At 57.8% G+C, this 225-nt stretch carries 1 pseudogene; it reads left to right on the top strand.

The annotated features are described in order from the left end of the window. Window positions 1–209 (top strand): annotated as a pseudogene (locus TW83_RS20970) (IS110 family transposase); the annotation flags it as partial. Window positions 210–225: the final 16 nt, after the last annotated feature.

The raw sequence follows: 225 nt of genomic DNA, 5'->3' as shown, positions 1-225 counted from the left end.
CAGGGGGTCGCCGTGCCCTAAGGCATGTGATGTTTCAGGCTGCTCTGGTCGCCGCGCATCACAACCCGTCCATGAAGGCGTTTGCGGATCGTTTGCGAAAAGCAGGGAAACCGCACAAGGTCATCATAACCGCGGTTGCCCGGAAACTGGTCAACCTGGCTAACGCCCTGTGTAAAAGCCGCCAGAAATGGAAGCCTTCCACCGCGTGAGGGATACAGTTGCTAG

Origin of the sequence: Paracoccus sp. S4493 (genome assembly GCF_000967735.1) — a bacterium.
GTDB lineage: Bacteria > Pseudomonadota > Alphaproteobacteria > Rhodobacterales > Rhodobacteraceae > Paracoccus > Paracoccus marcusii.
The sequence above is the reverse complement of the archived record's forward strand: the minus strand, read 5'-3'. Positions and strand labels throughout refer to the sequence as shown.